Source organism: Pantoea ananatis PA13, from assembly GCF_000233595.1.
Taxonomy (GTDB): Bacteria; Pseudomonadota; Gammaproteobacteria; order Enterobacterales; family Enterobacteriaceae; genus Pantoea; species Pantoea ananatis.
In genome coordinates, this window is record NC_017554.1 from 555,613 (window position 1) to 571,153 (window position 15,541).

At 53.5% G+C, this 15,541-nt stretch carries 13 protein-coding genes; 6 read left to right on the top strand and 7 right to left on the bottom strand.

Annotation, left to right across the window (positions count from 1 at the left end; genetic code table 11):
- Window positions 1-2 precede the first annotated feature (2 nt).
- The gene (locus tag PAGR_RS02695) at window positions 3-1,943 is read right to left on the bottom strand and encodes a bifunctional 2',3'-cyclic-nucleotide 2'-phosphodiesterase/3'-nucleotidase (RefSeq protein ID WP_014604906.1); all 1,941 of its coding nucleotides are present in this window, start codon (window positions 1,941-1,943) and stop codon (window positions 3-5) included.
- 294 nt (window positions 1,944-2,237) lie between these two features.
- Here PAGR_RS02695 and cysQ point away from each other — a divergent pair, with 294 nt between their 5' ends.
- On the top strand, window positions 2,238-2,981 hold the full coding sequence (gene cysQ / locus PAGR_RS02700; RefSeq protein WP_014604907.1) for a 3'(2'),5'-bisphosphate nucleotidase CysQ: 744 nt from the start codon (window positions 2,238-2,240) through the stop codon (window positions 2,979-2,981).
- 37 nt (window positions 2,982-3,018) lie between these two features.
- Here cysQ and PAGR_RS02705 read toward each other — a convergent pair whose 3' ends face one another.
- Window positions 3,019-3,576: a YtfJ family protein gene (locus PAGR_RS02705; RefSeq protein ID WP_024471139.1), complete on the bottom strand. Its 558-nt coding sequence runs from the start codon at window positions 3,574-3,576 to the stop codon at window positions 3,019-3,021.
- A 313-nt stretch (window positions 3,577-3,889) separates the two neighbouring features.
- Between PAGR_RS02705 and PAGR_RS02710 the strand changes: the two genes are divergently transcribed.
- Window positions 3,890-4,096, top strand: coding sequence for a DUF1107 domain-containing protein (locus tag PAGR_RS02710; RefSeq protein WP_003855513.1), 207 nt, complete (start codon window positions 3,890-3,892; stop codon window positions 4,094-4,096).
- A gap of 32 nt (window positions 4,097-4,128) precedes the next feature.
- Here PAGR_RS02710 and paeA read toward each other — a convergent pair whose 3' ends face one another.
- Together paeA and PAGR_RS23865 are read right to left on the bottom strand one after the other, a co-directional pair.
- A complete protein-coding gene (gene paeA / locus PAGR_RS02715; protein ID WP_013027381.1) occupies window positions 4,129-5,448 on the bottom strand; it encodes a polyamine export protein PaeA in 1,320 nt (439 codons plus the stop codon).
- Between the two features lie 182 nt (window positions 5,449-5,630).
- Window positions 5,631-5,798, bottom strand: coding sequence for a hypothetical protein (locus tag PAGR_RS23865; RefSeq protein ID WP_015699432.1), 168 nt, complete (start codon window positions 5,796-5,798; stop codon window positions 5,631-5,633).
- A gap of 163 nt (window positions 5,799-5,961) precedes the next feature.
- Here PAGR_RS23865 and tamA point away from each other — a divergent pair, with 163 nt between their 5' ends.
- From tamA to PAGR_RS02730, 3 genes are read left to right on the top strand one after another with little or no spacing between them, the layout of a single operon-like run.
- Window positions 5,962-7,677, top strand: a complete 1,716-nt coding sequence (gene tamA, locus PAGR_RS02720; RefSeq protein ID WP_014594713.1) for an autotransporter assembly complex protein TamA — start codon at window positions 5,962-5,964, stop codon at window positions 7,675-7,677.
- Window positions 7,674-11,441, top strand: coding sequence for an autotransporter assembly complex protein TamB (gene tamB / locus PAGR_RS02725; RefSeq protein WP_014604908.1), 3,768 nt, complete (start codon window positions 7,674-7,676; stop codon window positions 11,439-11,441). Before tamA ends, tamB begins: the two co-directional genes overlap by 4 nt.
- Before the next feature lie 2 nt (window positions 11,442-11,443).
- Complete coding sequence (locus PAGR_RS02730) at window positions 11,444-11,800, top strand: gamma-glutamylcyclotransferase family protein (RefSeq protein WP_013027378.1); 357 nt, start codon at window positions 11,444-11,446, stop codon at window positions 11,798-11,800.
- Between the two features lie 423 nt (window positions 11,801-12,223).
- On the opposite strand, the gene ppa is transcribed toward PAGR_RS02730, so the two are convergent.
- The 3 genes from ppa to PAGR_RS02745 all read right to left on the bottom strand — a co-directional run bounded on the left by ppa (window position 12,224) and on the right by PAGR_RS02745 (window position 13,775).
- Complete coding sequence (ppa, locus tag PAGR_RS02735) at window positions 12,224-12,754, bottom strand: inorganic diphosphatase (RefSeq protein WP_013027376.1); 531 nt, start codon at window positions 12,752-12,754, stop codon at window positions 12,224-12,226.
- A 100-nt stretch (window positions 12,755-12,854) separates the two neighbouring features.
- Window positions 12,855-13,304, bottom strand: a complete 450-nt coding sequence (locus PAGR_RS02740; RefSeq protein WP_014604909.1) for a DUF441 domain-containing protein — start codon at window positions 13,302-13,304, stop codon at window positions 12,855-12,857.
- A 60-nt stretch (window positions 13,305-13,364) separates the two neighbouring features.
- Window positions 13,365-13,775: a lysozyme inhibitor LprI family protein gene (locus PAGR_RS02745; RefSeq protein WP_014604910.1), complete on the bottom strand. Its 411-nt coding sequence runs from the start codon at window positions 13,773-13,775 to the stop codon at window positions 13,365-13,367.
- 179 nt (window positions 13,776-13,954) lie between these two features.
- Between PAGR_RS02745 and PAGR_RS02750 the strand changes: the two genes are divergently transcribed.
- Window positions 13,955-15,514, top strand: a complete 1,560-nt coding sequence (locus PAGR_RS02750) for a methyl-accepting chemotaxis protein (RefSeq protein WP_014594710.1) — start codon at window positions 13,955-13,957, stop codon at window positions 15,512-15,514.
- Window positions 15,515-15,541: the final 27 nt, after the last annotated feature.

Below are 15,541 nucleotides of genomic sequence, written 5' to 3' on the forward strand. Positions count from 1 at the left end.
TCTTACTGCTGTAAATTTACCTGCCAGAGAGCAAATCCCGTCTCGTCATTCCCTGTTGCCTTCATTGGATACTGCGCATGCTGTTGAATAAAGTGCGTGGCTTTATCACCGGGCGCGGTTTCAAAGCGAATATCAAGAGGCTGTGCAGCCTTGATCGTCGCCAGCCGCCAGTTATTGTCAGCCTGAGGGCGCACTTCACCCTGCTTTTTGGTTTCTGCGCTGATATAGGCCGCCAGGATTGAGCGGTTTTCATCCGGTGAGGCAAAAGCAATGTACTTGTCGCCCGTGCCCGCGAATTTACCGCTGTAGGCCCGGTAGTTATTGGTCGCCACCAGGAAGGTTGCTTTAGGATCGATGGGTTGCCCCTGCCAGCGAAGATCCTTAACACGTGAGGCATCAGGATGAATCAGTTGGCACTCTTCGTCATAACGGGCCGGCTGTGTCACATCAATCTGGTAACTCACACCGTCGATCACGTCGAAGTTATAGGTGCGGAAATTCCAGTTAATTAACGATTGCGTACGGGTGCTGGTCGGATCGATCTGATTAAACTGGCCTGCGGAGCATTCCAGCCACTCTTTTACCTGCTCGCCGCTCACTTTCATCACCACCAGCGTATTGGGATAGAGATAAAGATCCGCCGCATTGCGGAACGTCAGGTCACCTTTCTCCACTTCCACGTAGCTGGCAGGATCGTTCTTACGTCCACCGGCTTTAAACGGCGCAGCGGCCGACAGCACCGGCAGCGTCGCCAGATCGGGATCGCCCTGAATAAAATGCTCCACGTAGGCGCGCTGAGCGTTATTCACAATCTGAACGGTGGGATCGTCCTGAACCAGCGACAGGTAGCTGTACATCACGTCGGCGGATTTTCCGATGGGCTGAGCGACAAACTCGCGGGTGGCATGGTGATCGTCTTTCAGGACGTTAACCAGTGCCGGATCTTCTGCGGCCAGCGATGTCTTGTTTGCGGTGTCATAGACAGGGCGCGCCTGTGCGGTGCCGTGAGTAACGTGCCAGCGGCCACCTGCGTTGCTCAGCGCCAGATCCACCACGCCCAGATGATCGCCCCACATGCCCGGCATCACCGCAGGAATACCGTTAAGGGTTCCTTTCTCAATATCCGCACCTTTAATCCGTGCAAACTCCTTGCCCGGGAAAACGGCGTGCGCATGGCCAAACATAATGGCATCAATGCCTGCGACCTCGCTGAGGTAATAAACAGAATTTTCAGCCATGGCCTGATAAGGTTCGCTACTCAGACCGGAGTGGGCAAGGGCAATAACGACATCCGCGCCTTTAGCGCGCATCTCTGGGACATAGCGACGTGCGGTTTCTGTGATGTCATCCACCCGCACCTTGTCGTGCAGGTTGGCTTTATCCCACACCATAATTTGCGGCGGGACAAAGCCGATATAGCCCACCTGCAGGGTATGTGTTTTACCCTCACGATCGGTCACGCGGGTCGGTTTAATCAGGTAGGGCGTAAACAGAGGCTTACCGCTTTTCAGATCGATAACGTTCGCATTCACATAGGGGAAGCGCGCGCCAGCCAGCGCTTTTTGCAGGTACGGCAGGCCGTAGTTAAACTCATGGTTGCCCAACGTACCGACGCTGTAATCAAGCGTATTCATGGCTTTATAGACAGGATGGATATCGCCCTGTTTGAGCCCTTTTGCGGCCATATAGTCGCCCAGCGGGCTGCCCTGAATAAGATCGCCATTGTCTACCAAAACGCTGTTGGTGGCTTCCTGACGCGCCGCATGGATTAACGAGGCGGTGCGCACCAGACCATATTTTTCCGTGGGCGTATCTTTGTAGTAGTCGAAGTCCATTATATTGCTGTGCAGATCGGTCGTTTCCAGCACGCGTAAATCCACGGTGGCTCCCTGTGCTGCAACTGAAACGCTCAACGCCAGTAACATCATTCCCGCCTTAAACATGCTCGCTCCCAAAGCTAATAGATCAAGGCTACAAAAATAATGTAAAACTCTGATGAAAGGGCAGATTAAATCGTGATGAAGATAACGTTTTGAGCCAGCCGCACGCTGGGGTCGGGCGAAACGCGTTGCAGGATTTGTAAAAGGATATCGTTGCCATTTTTTTCTATTATGTTGATATACCTGAAAAATGATTCAGAATGTTTGCCTGAAATCAGAGATGAACGTGAAGCTGCTAGACTGTATTCCAACGGGTATGACAGTTAACGCGTAGCATTCTCATACATGAGGTGGAAAATGTTAGAGCAAATAAGCCAACTGGCGCGTGAAGCAGGCGACGCGATTATGCAGGTCTACAACGGTTCCGTTCCGACAGACGTTTCTCACAAAGCGGATGATTCTCCTGTCACGGCGGCAGACCTGGCCGCTCATGATGTGATTGTGTCGGGCTTAAAACAGCTGACACCGGATATTCCGGTACTATCAGAGGAAGATCCGCCCGGCTGGGAGGTTCGCCAGCACTGGCAACGTTACTGGCTGGTTGACCCGCTGGATGGCACCAAAGAATTTATCAAACGTAACGGCGAATTTACCGTGAATATTGCGCTGATTGAGCAGGGCAAACCGGTAATGGGCGTGGTTTATGCTCCCGCGCTGGGCGTGATGTATTCCGCCGCAGAGGGCAAAGCCTGGAAAGAAGAGAACGGCGAGCGACAACAGATTCATGTGCTTGATGCGCGTCCACCGTTAGTGGTGGTGAGCCGTTCGCACAACGACGACGACGAGATGAAAGAGTACCTCAAGCAACTGGGGGAACATCAGACGGTGGCAACCGGGTCATCACTGAAGTTTTGCCTGGTGGCAGAAGGGAAAGCACAGCTCTATCCGCGCTTTGGGCCAACCAATATTTGGGATACCGGAGCGGGTCATGCCGTTGCCGCGGCCGCGGGTGCTCACGTTCACGACTGGCAGGGAAGAACACTGGACTATGCACCGCGTGAATCTTTTCTTAATCCCGGCTTTCGCGTCTCGCTGTTTTAACCCAGTGCGGGAGGCGCAGCCCTCCCGCTTTCCGCCTTCAGTCCTGCAACAGCGATTTTAATAAGCTCATCACCTGCTGCACCTCCTGCTGAGAGAGCGCCCCGTCTTTAACGTATTTAACCTGACCCGTTTTATCCAGTACCACAATAGCCGAGCCGCCCTGCTGTAATTGCCAGGCGTGCTGCACATTGCCATTGCTGTCGACGATAAACTGCGACCAGGGATACTGCTGCTTATTACTGTGAATACTGCTGCGTACGAACATGCTGGTGCCAGGAATGGCATCATCGGTATTAACAATGGTGGTGGTCTGATAGCGGTCGTGAGGCAATTTCGCTGCCTTGATAGCTTCAACCAGCGCCGCGTTCATCTCTTTCGCGGATGAGCGCCCGGCAATATGCTGTACTACGCGGACTTTTCCGCTCAACTGAGCGCTGTTCCAGTTTTTATAACTGAATTTTTCCTGCTGTAAAATCAGCTCGCCTTTGTCGTTGACGCCCACTGCTGGCACACGTTTGCCCAGCTCAATGTTATGCGCCAGCGCGCTAACGGGAATCAACAACGATAAAGCCAGTGCTGCCAGTGTTGCACGCATCATCATTCTCTCCAGTGATCAGACCAGTTAGTCATTCCACTGTCATATTAAGTAGGGATGATGCGGCTGTCTCAAAAAGCTGTCAGCTTTGCTATCGACAACACAATTCTTTAACCAATGAAGGTTTATACTGAATAGTGAAAAGTAAATAACAGAGTATTCTGTAATGTTGTGTCAGAACGGTAAAAAAATTTATTTCTTATCGTGCGAAGCAAACAGAGTGTTCTATAGTTTATCTCGAATTCGCGCTTCATGGATCCGTACCGAATTTGGCAACGGTGAAGCGTGCTTAAAAATTAAGGAGTTAATCACTATGAAAATCTTCCAGCGCTATAATCCACTACAGATAGCAAAATATGTTAAGACGCTGTTTAAAGGAAGGTTGTACATCAAGGATGTTGGCGCATTCGAGTTTGATAAAGGTAAAGTCCTGATCCCACGGGTCAAAGACAAACAGCACCTGAGCGTGATGTCAGAAATTAACCGCCAGGTCGTTCGTCTCAAGCTAGAGTTCAACTAAATAACAGGGCGCCGTTGGCGCCCTTAGTGTTTCTACTCTTCGGTTTTTGCCACATTCAGCATCGGCGGGCGTTCATCAATCCGCGTCACCAGTAGCTGGTCAATTCGGTAGCTGTCGATATCCACAACTTCGAACTTGTAACCGGCAAACTTCACAAAGTCTGTGCGCTTCGGGATTTTGCGCAGCATATACATCATAAAGCCGCCAATGGTTTCGTAGTTACCTGACTGCGGAAAATCATCAATATCCAGCACGCGCATGACATCATCTATCGGCGTACCGCCTTCCACCAGCCAGGAGTTTTCGTCACGTGCGACGATTTGCTCTTCCATGCCCTGGCCCACCAGGTCGCCCATCAGCGTGGTCATGACGTCGTTAAGCGTAATGATGCCCACCACCAGCGCGTACTCGTTCATGATGACCGCAAAATCGTCACCCGCCGTCTTAAAGCTTTCCAGCGCCTCAGATAACGTCAGCGTATCGGGCACAATAAGCGCCGATCGGATCTGAACCCCGCTGTTCAGCGCCATGCTCTGATTTCCCAGCACGCGCAGCAGGAGCTCTTTAGAGTCGACATAGCCCACAATGTGGTCAATATCGCCATTACAGACCAGGAATTTAGAGTGAGGATGTTGAGCGATTTTGGTTTTCAGGCTGACTTCATCTTCGTGCAGATCGAACCAGACAATGTTTTCGCGTGAGGTCATGGAGGAAGGGACGGTACGCGACTCCAGTTCAAACACGTTCTCAATGAGTTCGTGCTCCTGCTTACGCAGCACACCGGCCAGCGCACCGGCTTCGACAACCGCATAAATATCGTCAGAGGTAATATCGTCTTTACGCACCATCGGCAGTTTAAAAATGCGAAAGAAGACGTTGGCCAGACCGTTGAACAGCCACACCAGCGGCCGCATCACCAGCAAGCAGAAGCGCATGGGATTGATAATGCGCAGGGCGATGGTTTCGGGCGCGATCATACCGACGCGTTTCGGGGTCAGGTCGGCAAACAGAATAAACAGGCTGGTCACGATGGTAAACGAGCAGATAAAGCTAAGCTGTTCGGCAAGTTCATGCGACATAAAGCGGTTAAACAGGCTGGAAAACGCGGGCGAAAACGCCGCATCACCGACGATACCACCGAGGATCGCCACGGCATTCAGGCCGATTTGCACCACGGTAAAGAACATGCCGGGGGTTTCCTGCATTTTCAAAACGCGCTGAGCGTTGATGTTGCCTTCGTCGGCCAGAAGTTTCAGCTTAATCTTGCGGGCGGCGGCCAGCGAGATTTCCGAAAGAGAGAAAAAAGCACTGATTACGATCAGTAGCAGAATGACAAGTAAGCTATCAAGCATATGAGATCCAAAGAGTTATTCACTTGTCATTTTTGGCCTGGGCAGCGTGCGGTTTAGGCGGTCATTCCCTGTGCTGGTGACGCAAGGGGAGCTATCCGTGCCAAAAATGTCTGCGCCCATTTAACACAATGCGTGAGCGTCGGGGCAGAAATGAAGACAGGCGGGATGCCTGTGGTGGGTGATTATAGCAGCAGCGACGATGCCGCCGCCAGAGGGCAATCGGTGGCGTCCTGTGAGGCCATCGGGCAGTCTGTCATCAACCGCCCGGTCAGGCGGACAAACGGCAATCGCGCCTGCGACGTAACAACATCGTTGTAACGTAAGTGGGTTTTGCCGACAATAATGCTCAATTTGACTTATAACTCGTTGTACACTGCCAGTTAGCAAAAAGTGCGGCTATGATGAGTGAGTTGCCGTCGCGATCGTATCGGTAACGAGGATTAACACGCGCCCTGTGGAATGGGGCAGGCATGACAGACAGGAGTAAAGGTGCCACGATTTTATGTTTATTGCATGGCGGGTTTACTACTCGTCGCGCCCGCCTTCGGGGCAGCGCCGGTTCGACTACAGCTGGAAGGGCTAACCGGAGAACTGCAAAAAAACGTCAGGGCACGCCTGTCGACTATTGGCAGCGATGAAGTCACCAACGATGGCCGCTTTCGCTCCCGCGTATCCGCGGCAATAAAAGAGGGGCTGCGTGCGCTTGGCTATTATGAGCCGGATATCGACTTCGTATCCCGGCCTGCGCCACCTCAGGGCGGCCGTCCGGTGTTAATCGCCCGCGTCACGCCCGGTCAGCCGGTAAAAATTGCGGGCAGTACGATTATCGTCACCGGCCAGGCTAAAAACGATGCGGACTATAAAAACTGGATCGCGCAGGGGCGCCCCAAAGTCGGAACGGTGCTGAATCACGGGCAGTACGACAAATTCAAAAGCGGCTTCACTAACCTTGCCCTCCGTAACGGCTATTTCGACGGTGAGTTTGAGAAAAGCGAGCTGGGCGTTTCCGTTGCGCGCCACGAAGCCTTTTGGGATCTCGATTACAACAGCGGCCCGCGCTATCGTTTTGGCAATGTCAGCTTTGAAGGTTCGCAGATTCGCGAAGCCTATTTGCAAAATTTAGTCCCTTTTAAAGAGGGCGATTACTACAGCTCGCGCGATCTGGCTGAGCTTAACCGCCGTCTTTCTGCGACCGGCTGGTTCCAGTCAGTTGTGGTTGCGCCTGAGTTTAAGCAGGGACGTAAAACCAAAGTCCTGCCTTTGAATGCGGTGGTATCGCCCCGCGCTAAAAACACCATCGAAGCCGGTGTCGGTTATTCAACCGATGTCGGACCGCGCCTGAAAGGAACGTGGAGAAAGCCCTGGGTTAACGATCGCGGTCACAGCATGGTCGCCAGTGCCTATGTCTCTGCCCCCGAGCAGCAGGTCGATCTCAGTTATAAAGTCCCCTTGCTGAAAAGCCCCCTGGAGCAGTACTACACGTTCTCGGGCGGCCTGAAGCGCACCGACCTCAACGATACCAAGGCGGACACCAGTACGCTGGCGGTATCACGTAACTGGGACAGCAGCAGCGGCTGGCAAAGAGCCCTTAATCTGCGCTGGAGCCTGGACCACTTTACACAGGGTAACGTCACTAACACCACGATGCTGCTCTATCCCGGCGTCAGTCTCAACCGCACCCGTTCGCGCGGGGGCTTAATGCCCACCTGGGGCGACTCGCAGCGTTATTCCGCCGATGTGTCCGATACCACCTGGGGATCGGATGTCGATTTCTTGATCCTGCAGGCGCAAAACGTCTGGATCCGCACACTGGGCGAAAAGAACCGCTTTATCGCGCGCGGCACGGTGGGATGGATTGAAACCAACGACTTCGACAGGGTGCCGCCGGACCTGCGTTTCTTCGCCGGCGGGGATCGCAGCATTCGCGGTTATAAATACAAAAACGTTTCGCCCCGTGACAGTGACGGCAAACTGACCGGGGCCTCGAAAATGGCCACCGGTTCGCTGGAATATCAATACAACGTCAGCGGCAAATGGTGGGGTGCGGTGTTTATTGACTCCGGTGAGGCCGTTAATGACATCAGTCAAAGCAATATCAAAACCGGTGCCGGTATCGGCGTACGCTGGGCATCACCCGTGGGGCCCATTAAGTTTGATATTGCCCGCCCTATTGGCGACAGCGAGGAGCATGGTGTGCAATTTTACGTAGGATTGGGGCCTGAATTATGACGCGCTGGAAAAAGGTCCTGATTGGCTTTTTGATTTTTTTAGTGCTGCTGTTTGCCGGCCTGGCATTTTTGATTGGTACAACGCCGGGATTACATCTGGTGCTGAAGGGCGCTACGCGCTGGGTGCCGGGGCTATCCATCAACAAAGTGGACGGTGGCTGGCGTAATCTTACCCTCAGTGGATTGCGCTATGAGATGCCTGGCATCAGCGTTAACGCGGGCAATATCCATCTGGCCGTGGATCTTAACTGCCTGCTGCACTCGTCTGTTTGTGTGAACGATCTTACGCTGAAGGATATCAGCGTGGTGGTCGACAGCAAAAAGATGACGCCCTCCACCGCGCCGCCGGAAGAAGAAAGCGGCAAGACAAACCTCAGCACGCCCTATCCGATCGCCCTGCGCCACGTGGGCCTGCACAATATAAACGTGAAAGTGGATGATACCGCTATTTCGCTGGTGGATTTTACCACCGGCCTGCAGTGGCAGGATCGTGCGCTGACGCTCAATCCCACCCATATTCAAAGCCTGCTGATTGCGCTGCCGAAAGCGGCGCAGGTGGCAAAAGAGCAGGTGGTGCAGCCCAAAATACAGCAGCCGAAGCCCGACGAGAAGCCGCTGGGCGAAACCTTACAGGCGATGTTTGCCAAACCGCTGTTGCCTGAACTGCCCGACTTTCAGCTTCCGCTGGACATTGATGTACAGGACATTGTGGGCGAGCAGTTGCGGATTACTGGGGATACCGATATTACGGTGAGCCGATTGCAGGTGAAGGCAAAAACCCTCGACCGGCATATGCAGTTGCAAACGCTGGCGGTGGATTCAAACCTGGGCAAGCTGAACGGCAGCGGTCAGGCGACGCTGGCCGACAACTGGCCCGTTGATTTGGCGCTAAACGGTGACGTGAACGTTGATCCGGTGAAAGGCGAAAAGCTAAATCTGACAGTAAAAGGCGCGATGCGCGACGAGTTGAAACTGGCGCTAACGCTTTCAGGCCCGGTGCGCGCGCAGCTCGATGCCAGCGCCCAGCCCGCCGTTATTGGGCTTCCGCTGGCGCTCAACCTGACCAGTCCGCAGTTACGCTGGCCCCTGACCGGGCCGGTTCAGTATCAGGCCGACGATCTTCACTACCAGTTCAACGGCAAGGCGACTGACTATGTCATGTCGCTCCGTACGTCGGTCAAAGGGGAGTCGGTGCCGCCTGCGACGGTCGCCCTGGAGGGGAAAGGCAACGTTCAGCAGTTCAGTCTGGATAAGCTGCGTGTGGCGGTGTTACAGGGCAACGTTGATCTGACAGCGCTGGTGGACTGGAGCAAAGCGATCAGCTGGCGCAGTGAGTTGACGCTGGACGGCATCAATACCGCACGCCAGTATCCTGACTGGCCGGCAAAGCTGAACGGCAACATTACCACGCGCGGCAGCCTGTATGGCGGCAGCTGGCAGGTCAGCGTACCGCAACTGATGCTAAAAGGTAACGTTAAGCAGAATGCGGTCAGCGCAGAGGGGACCTTAAGGGGCAACAGCTACAACCAATGGGATATCCCCGGCATCAAAATAGCGCTGGGACGCAATCACCTGGAGATAAAAGGCAGTCTGGCAGATAGCCTGAACCTGGATGCCAACGTTGATGCGCCCCGTCTTGATAATGCACTTCCAGGCCTGGGCGGCGTGGTGAAAGGGGATATCAAAGCACGCGGTACGCTGAAAGCGCCACAGTTGCTGGCCGATCTTACCGCCACGGGTTTACGCTGGCAGCAACTGCTTGTCCGCCGCATCACCCTGAAAAGCGACGTGCGCTCCAGCGATCAGATCGCCGGTAAACTTCAATTGCGGGTTGAACAGCTAAAACAGGATGCACTCAACATCAGCCTGCTGACGCTCAATGCCGAGGGTGATGAAAAGCAGCACCAGCTCAAACTCAACGTACAGGGTGAGCCGGTATCAGGACAGCTTGCGCTCAACGGCAGCTTTGACCGTCAGACAGAGACGTGGAAAGGCAGCCTTAATAATACGCGTTTTGACACGCCGGTGGGTGAATGGCGACTGACGCGTGCGATGACCATTGACTATTTTAATCAGAAACAGAGCGCGACGATCGGCCCCCACTGCTGGCAAAACCCCAATGCACAGCTTTGTGTGCCAGAGCCCATTGAAGCCGGCCCCAGTGGTCATGCTCACGTGGTGTTAAACCGCTTCGATCTGGCAATGTTGAAACCCTTCCTGACCGATCAAACGCAGCTGAGCGGCGTGTTCAGCGGTGATGCCCGCGTCAACTGGACGGCGGAGGGTAAACTGCCCGTCGGCACGCTGGCGCTGAAGAGTAACAACGTGAAAGTCGCGCAGGATGTGCAGGGCAATACGCTGCCCATCGCCTTTAACACGATTAACGTTAATGCGGCACTGCGGGACGGACGGGCTCAGCTCGACTGGCTGATTCGCATCGTGAATAACGGTCAACTGGACGGCAATGTGCAGATTACCGATCCGCAGCAGCGCCGTACGCTGGGCGGCAACGTGAATATCCGCAACATCTCCCTGGCAATGATCAACCCGGCGTTGATGCAGGGCGAAAGCATCAAAGGCAATCTGAACAGTAATCTGCGTCTGGGAGGAACAGCACAGCAGCCGCAGATTTTTGGTCAACTCGGCCTCAAAGATGTGAATGTAAAAGGCAACTTCATGCCGGTGGATCTTACCAGTGCCAGCCTGAATATGGTGTTTAACGGCATGAGTTCGACGCTGAATGGCCTGCTCCAGACCGCACAGGGCAACATTAACCTGAGTGGTGATGCGGACTGGAGTCAGTTGGATAACTGGCGTGCGCGCGTTGCCGCTAAAGGCAGTCGGGTTCGCGTCACCGTGCCGCCCATGGTGCGCATGGACGTTTCCCCGGATGTGGTCTTTGAGGCTACGCCAGCCGCCTTTAACCTTGACGGCCGGGTGGATATCCCATGGGCGCGCATCACGGTACAAGAGGTGCCAGAGAGCGCCGTGGGCGTCTCCTCTGACGAGGTGATGCTGGATAAGAACCTCAAACCGATTGAGCCTAAAACCGCCTCAATACCGATTAACAGTAACCTGACCATTCACGTCGGAAACGACGTACGTCTGTCGGCCTTTGGACTAAAAGCCCGGCTCAATGGCGATCTGAAAATGGTGCAGGATAAATCCGGACTGGGGCTTAATGGACAGATCAACATTCCATCCGGCCGTTTCCATGCCTATGGTCAGGACTTGATCGTACGCAAAGGTGAACTGCAGTTTGCAGGCCCGCCAGACCAGCCTTATCTCAACCTGGAGGCGATTCGTAATCCGGATGCAACAGAGGATGGCGTCACCGCAGGGTTGCGCGTCACGGGGCTGGCAGACGAGCCAAAAGTAGAAGTGTTCTCCGATCCGGCGATGTCACAGCAGGAAGCCCTTTCATACCTGTTACGGGGTCAGGGACTGAAAAGCGACGGTGACGGTAACGCACTAACTTCGGCGTTAGTCGGCTTAGGGGTTGCACAAAGTGGGCAGGTTGTGGGTAAAATCGGCGAGACGTTCGGTGTAAGTAACCTTGCTCTCGACACCACCGGCGTTGGCGACAGTCAACAGGTGCAGGTCAGCGGCTATGTACTGCCGGGTCTACAAGTAAAATACGGAGTGGGCATTTTTGATTCACTGGCAACGTTAACCTTGCGTTACCGCCTGATGCCCAAACTCTATTTGGAAGCCGTGTCCGGTGTGGATCAGGCTCTTGATTTGCTTTATCAGTTTGAGTTTTAGCAATGCGAATAATTGTCTATGGCAGTTTACGGCGCAAACAGGGAAACAGTCACTGGATGACACACGCGCAATGGTTGGGTGACCATCAGATTGAGGGCTATGAGCTTTACAGTCTGGGTCACTATCCCGGCGTGATTACTGGCGAAGGAACGGTATATTGCGAAGTATACCGAATTGATGCCTCCATCCTCGCCGAGTTAGATGCGCTTCGCACCAAAGGCGGAGAATACAAACGTTTTCTGATTCAGACGCCGTTTGGGAGCGCGTGGCTTTATGTTTATCAACGTTCAGTTTCAGGACGTCAGCGCATTATGAGCGGCGACTGGCTGAAACGTGAAGAGGAGCAGGAAAGCGATTAATTCGTTGGACTCACCAGCCAGTTAAGCTGAATGCCATTCAGATAAAAGGGTTCATGATCTTGATGAACCCTTTTATTCCTGTTTTCAGGCGACTCTCCAGCCTGCCTCATTATCGTGTCTTCTCAGGGTTCCCATACAGGACGATATTACGGTAAGCCATGAGGATGTGGTCATGTCGATGTGCCATGGAGAACGCATTGCTCATAATCAGGACTATGACCTGTATAAGTATCGCGATCGTTTAACCGTCGATTTCACATTAAAGGGATGCCAGCACTAACAGGCGGCCAGCCCGCAACGAAGCAACATAATAACGACAAAAAAATGCAGGCCCGTAGCAGGGCCTGTATGTATGACAAAGGAAAACGTCGTTTGCCTTTTGTCCTGTGCTGAAAACGGTAGGGCGTTTCAGCGCAAGGGGATTTATTTCTTCGCCGCACGCTCGAAAGAAGAGATGATCTCAGCTTTCGCTGCTTCAGCGTTATCCCAGCCGTCAACCTTAACCCATTTGCCTTTTTCCAGATCTTTGTAGTGCTCAAAGAAATGGGTGATCTGCGCACGCAGCAGCTCTGGCAGGTCGTTCACATCTTTAATGTGATCGTATTCTTTGGTGAGCTTGGTATGCGGAACGGCAACCAGCTTGGCATCTTCACCTGACTCGTCGGTCATTTTTAATACGCCAACCGGGCGGCAACGGATCACTGAGCCTGGCTCCAGTGGGTACTGGGTAGGGACCAGCACGTCTACCGGATCGCCATCCAGTGACAGGGTATGGTTGATGTAACCATAGTTGCACGGATAGAACATCGCAGTGGACATGAAGCGATCTACAAACAGGGCTCCAGAATCTTTATCAACTTCATATTTGATCGGATCGGCATTGGCCGGGATCTCAATAATTACGTAGATATCTTCTGGCAGGTCTTTACCTGCTGGCACCTGGTTCAAACTCATCGGGAATTCCTTCAGTCGTCGTGTGTTGAGTGTTGGCTATTATAGCCAACTGACTGTGAAAGTACGCCCCCTTTTTGGCGTTTCGGAATGCTCCTCGACGCTATTTGGCCGTGATGAACAGGGAAACAATGCCCGCAGCAATCAATGGCCCTACCGGGACGCCGCGGAAAAACGCCACACCAATCACCGTGCCCATCAACAACCCGCCAATGACCGAAGGTTGCACGCTCATATAGCTGACGCCACGGCCGCCCAGCCAGGCGACAAAAATACCCACCAGCACCGCCACAATGGATTGCCAACTGGCAAAGGACTTGATCAGGGAGGAGGCGGGCAACGAACCGCTGGCGAGCGGGGCCATGACCGCCACCGTAAGGATGATAATGCCTATCGTAATGCCCTGTTTTTCCACGTAAGGGAAGAACTGCGCCAACGGGGTCAGTTTGATGGCCAGCAGAATCAATATAGAAAGGATGACGGCGGTGTTGTGGACAAAATAGCTCAGTATGGCAAGGCCGATTAATATCAGCGTAGAGGCATAAGCAGCCATGATTTTTCCCTGCAGGTAAAAGACAACATTGGCAAAAAGCCAACAACGGACTGACATTAATCAACAATCGTCGGGGTTAGCGCAACTGCCATTGGCCAAAGATTGCAGTTGTAACGTTTGATTGCGTACCAGGGCTGTACTCTGCGCCGCCAGCGCAACGGGACCAAGGGTGCCCTGCGTATTCAGTTGGCTGCGGCTCGCCGCTAACCATGCCTCACGGTATTTCATCCATGCGCGCTGTGCGGCACGCAGTTTTTCTCTGGGCTGTCCGCTTAATTTTTTCATCAATGCATTGTACTGCGTGTTCATTTCCTTATCCCATTCCTGGGTCGCCGCATCCTGGCATTGCATCAAGGCCAACGTGGTATCAGCTTGATTAAGGCATTGATTTAATGTGACATCAATAGTGGACTGCTCCGCAACTGCTGCGTTGCAGCTTAAGAGTAACAGCAACACCCATCCTCTTTTCATGGATTTCCTCTTTTGTTTTTTTAACACAATACCTTCAGATTCATTAACAGATTAGCGGTAATGAATGGGTTAATCATTCACTGGCGTTAAAGTTTACGAATCGCAGTGCCGATACTTTCTCCGTTTAAGGGTTGTCGAAATTTTTTTCGCCTTTTACTACTCATACGGAAACGATCAAGATGAAACAGTTATCACTACGCACGGGGTTGCTGGCGTTGCTGGCATTCATGACACTGCTGCTGTTGGCGGTGAGTGTGATGGGCATTGTGGCCATTAATAAAGGTAACCGTTCTTTGGATGTGATCAACCGCATTCAGGGAATCGAGTTAAACAGCTTGTATCAAAGTAATGCCGATTTAATGCGCGCACGGGCCAGTGCTGCGCTGGCGGTGCGTAAAATTGAGATTGGTTTACTGGATGAGGGCGCGCAGGTCACCAAAACGGCGCAGGCTGATGTCGCGGCATCGCAGCAGAATCTTAAGCGATTTGTCGATGCCGGTACCGTGACCGCTGAAGGGAAAATTATGGCCGATGCCATCGCATCCAGCTATAAGGACTACCTCGATCAGGGCATCCTGCCAATGATGAAGGCGCTGGATAAACAGTACAACGATGAATACTACCAACTGCTGGAAGGCAAGCTGGAGCCGCTTTCGGCGAAATACAGCAAAGCGGTAGAAACCTTCGGTAAAAAAGCCGATGAGATTACCCAGGCGCAATTAGTTGAAGCCCAGCGCAATGAAATCATGATGAAAGTGCTGATAGCCGTGGCCGTCGGACTCTCGTTGTTGCTGCTGGTGCTGGCCTGGGTGCTGTTGCGCCGCATGCTGCTGATTCCGCTAAACAACGCGATCATCCATCTTGAGCAGATTGCGGCGGGCGATTTGTCCCAGACGTTGCCGCTGGCGGGCAATAATGAGTTGGGGCGCCTGAACAATGCGCTGGCGGGCATGCAGCATGCGTTGCGCGAATCGGTTAATCAGGTGCGCGAAGCCGGCCTGAAAATTGATATCGGTAGCCGTGAACTGGCCGCCGGCAATGTCCATCTTTCCCAACGTACCGAAGAGTCAGCGGCATCGCTGGAGCAAACGGCGGCCAGCATGGAGCAGCTAACTGCAACGGTCCGTCTTAACGCCAGCAATGCCCAGCAGGCCCATCAGCTGGCTAACGCCGTGTCTGACAGTGCCGATCGCGGCGCAGAGGTGGTGAATTATGTTATGGAAAAAATGCATGAAATCACCGACAGCGCTAACCGTATCGGCGATATCCTGAGCGTCATTGACGGCATTGCTTTCCAGACCAATATCCTGGCACTGAACGCGGCGGTGGAAGCGGCACGTGCCGGAGAGCAGGGGCGCGGATTTGCCGTGGTCGCCAACGAGGTTCGTACGCTGGCACAGCGCAGTGCCAGTGCGGCGAAAGAGATCCGTACGCTGATCGGTGATTCACAAACGCGCGTCAAAGAGGGCAGTGAAATGGCGACGCGTGCGGGTGAAACAATGGATGAGATTGCCGCTGAAGTTATGCGGGTTACGGCCCTGATGAAAGAGATTTCCATGGCGTCAGAAGAGCAGAGCCGGGGAATCGATCAGGTGAATCACGCGGTCACGCAGATGGATGAAGCGGCGCAGCAGAACGCGGCGCTGGTAGAACAGGCAACGGCGGCGACCCATTCACTGGAGTCGCAATCCGAGCAGCTCCAGGCGGCGATGGCGCAGTTCAGGCTGCAGCAGTCGTAACGCAAAAAGGGCGCGTCACGCGCGCCC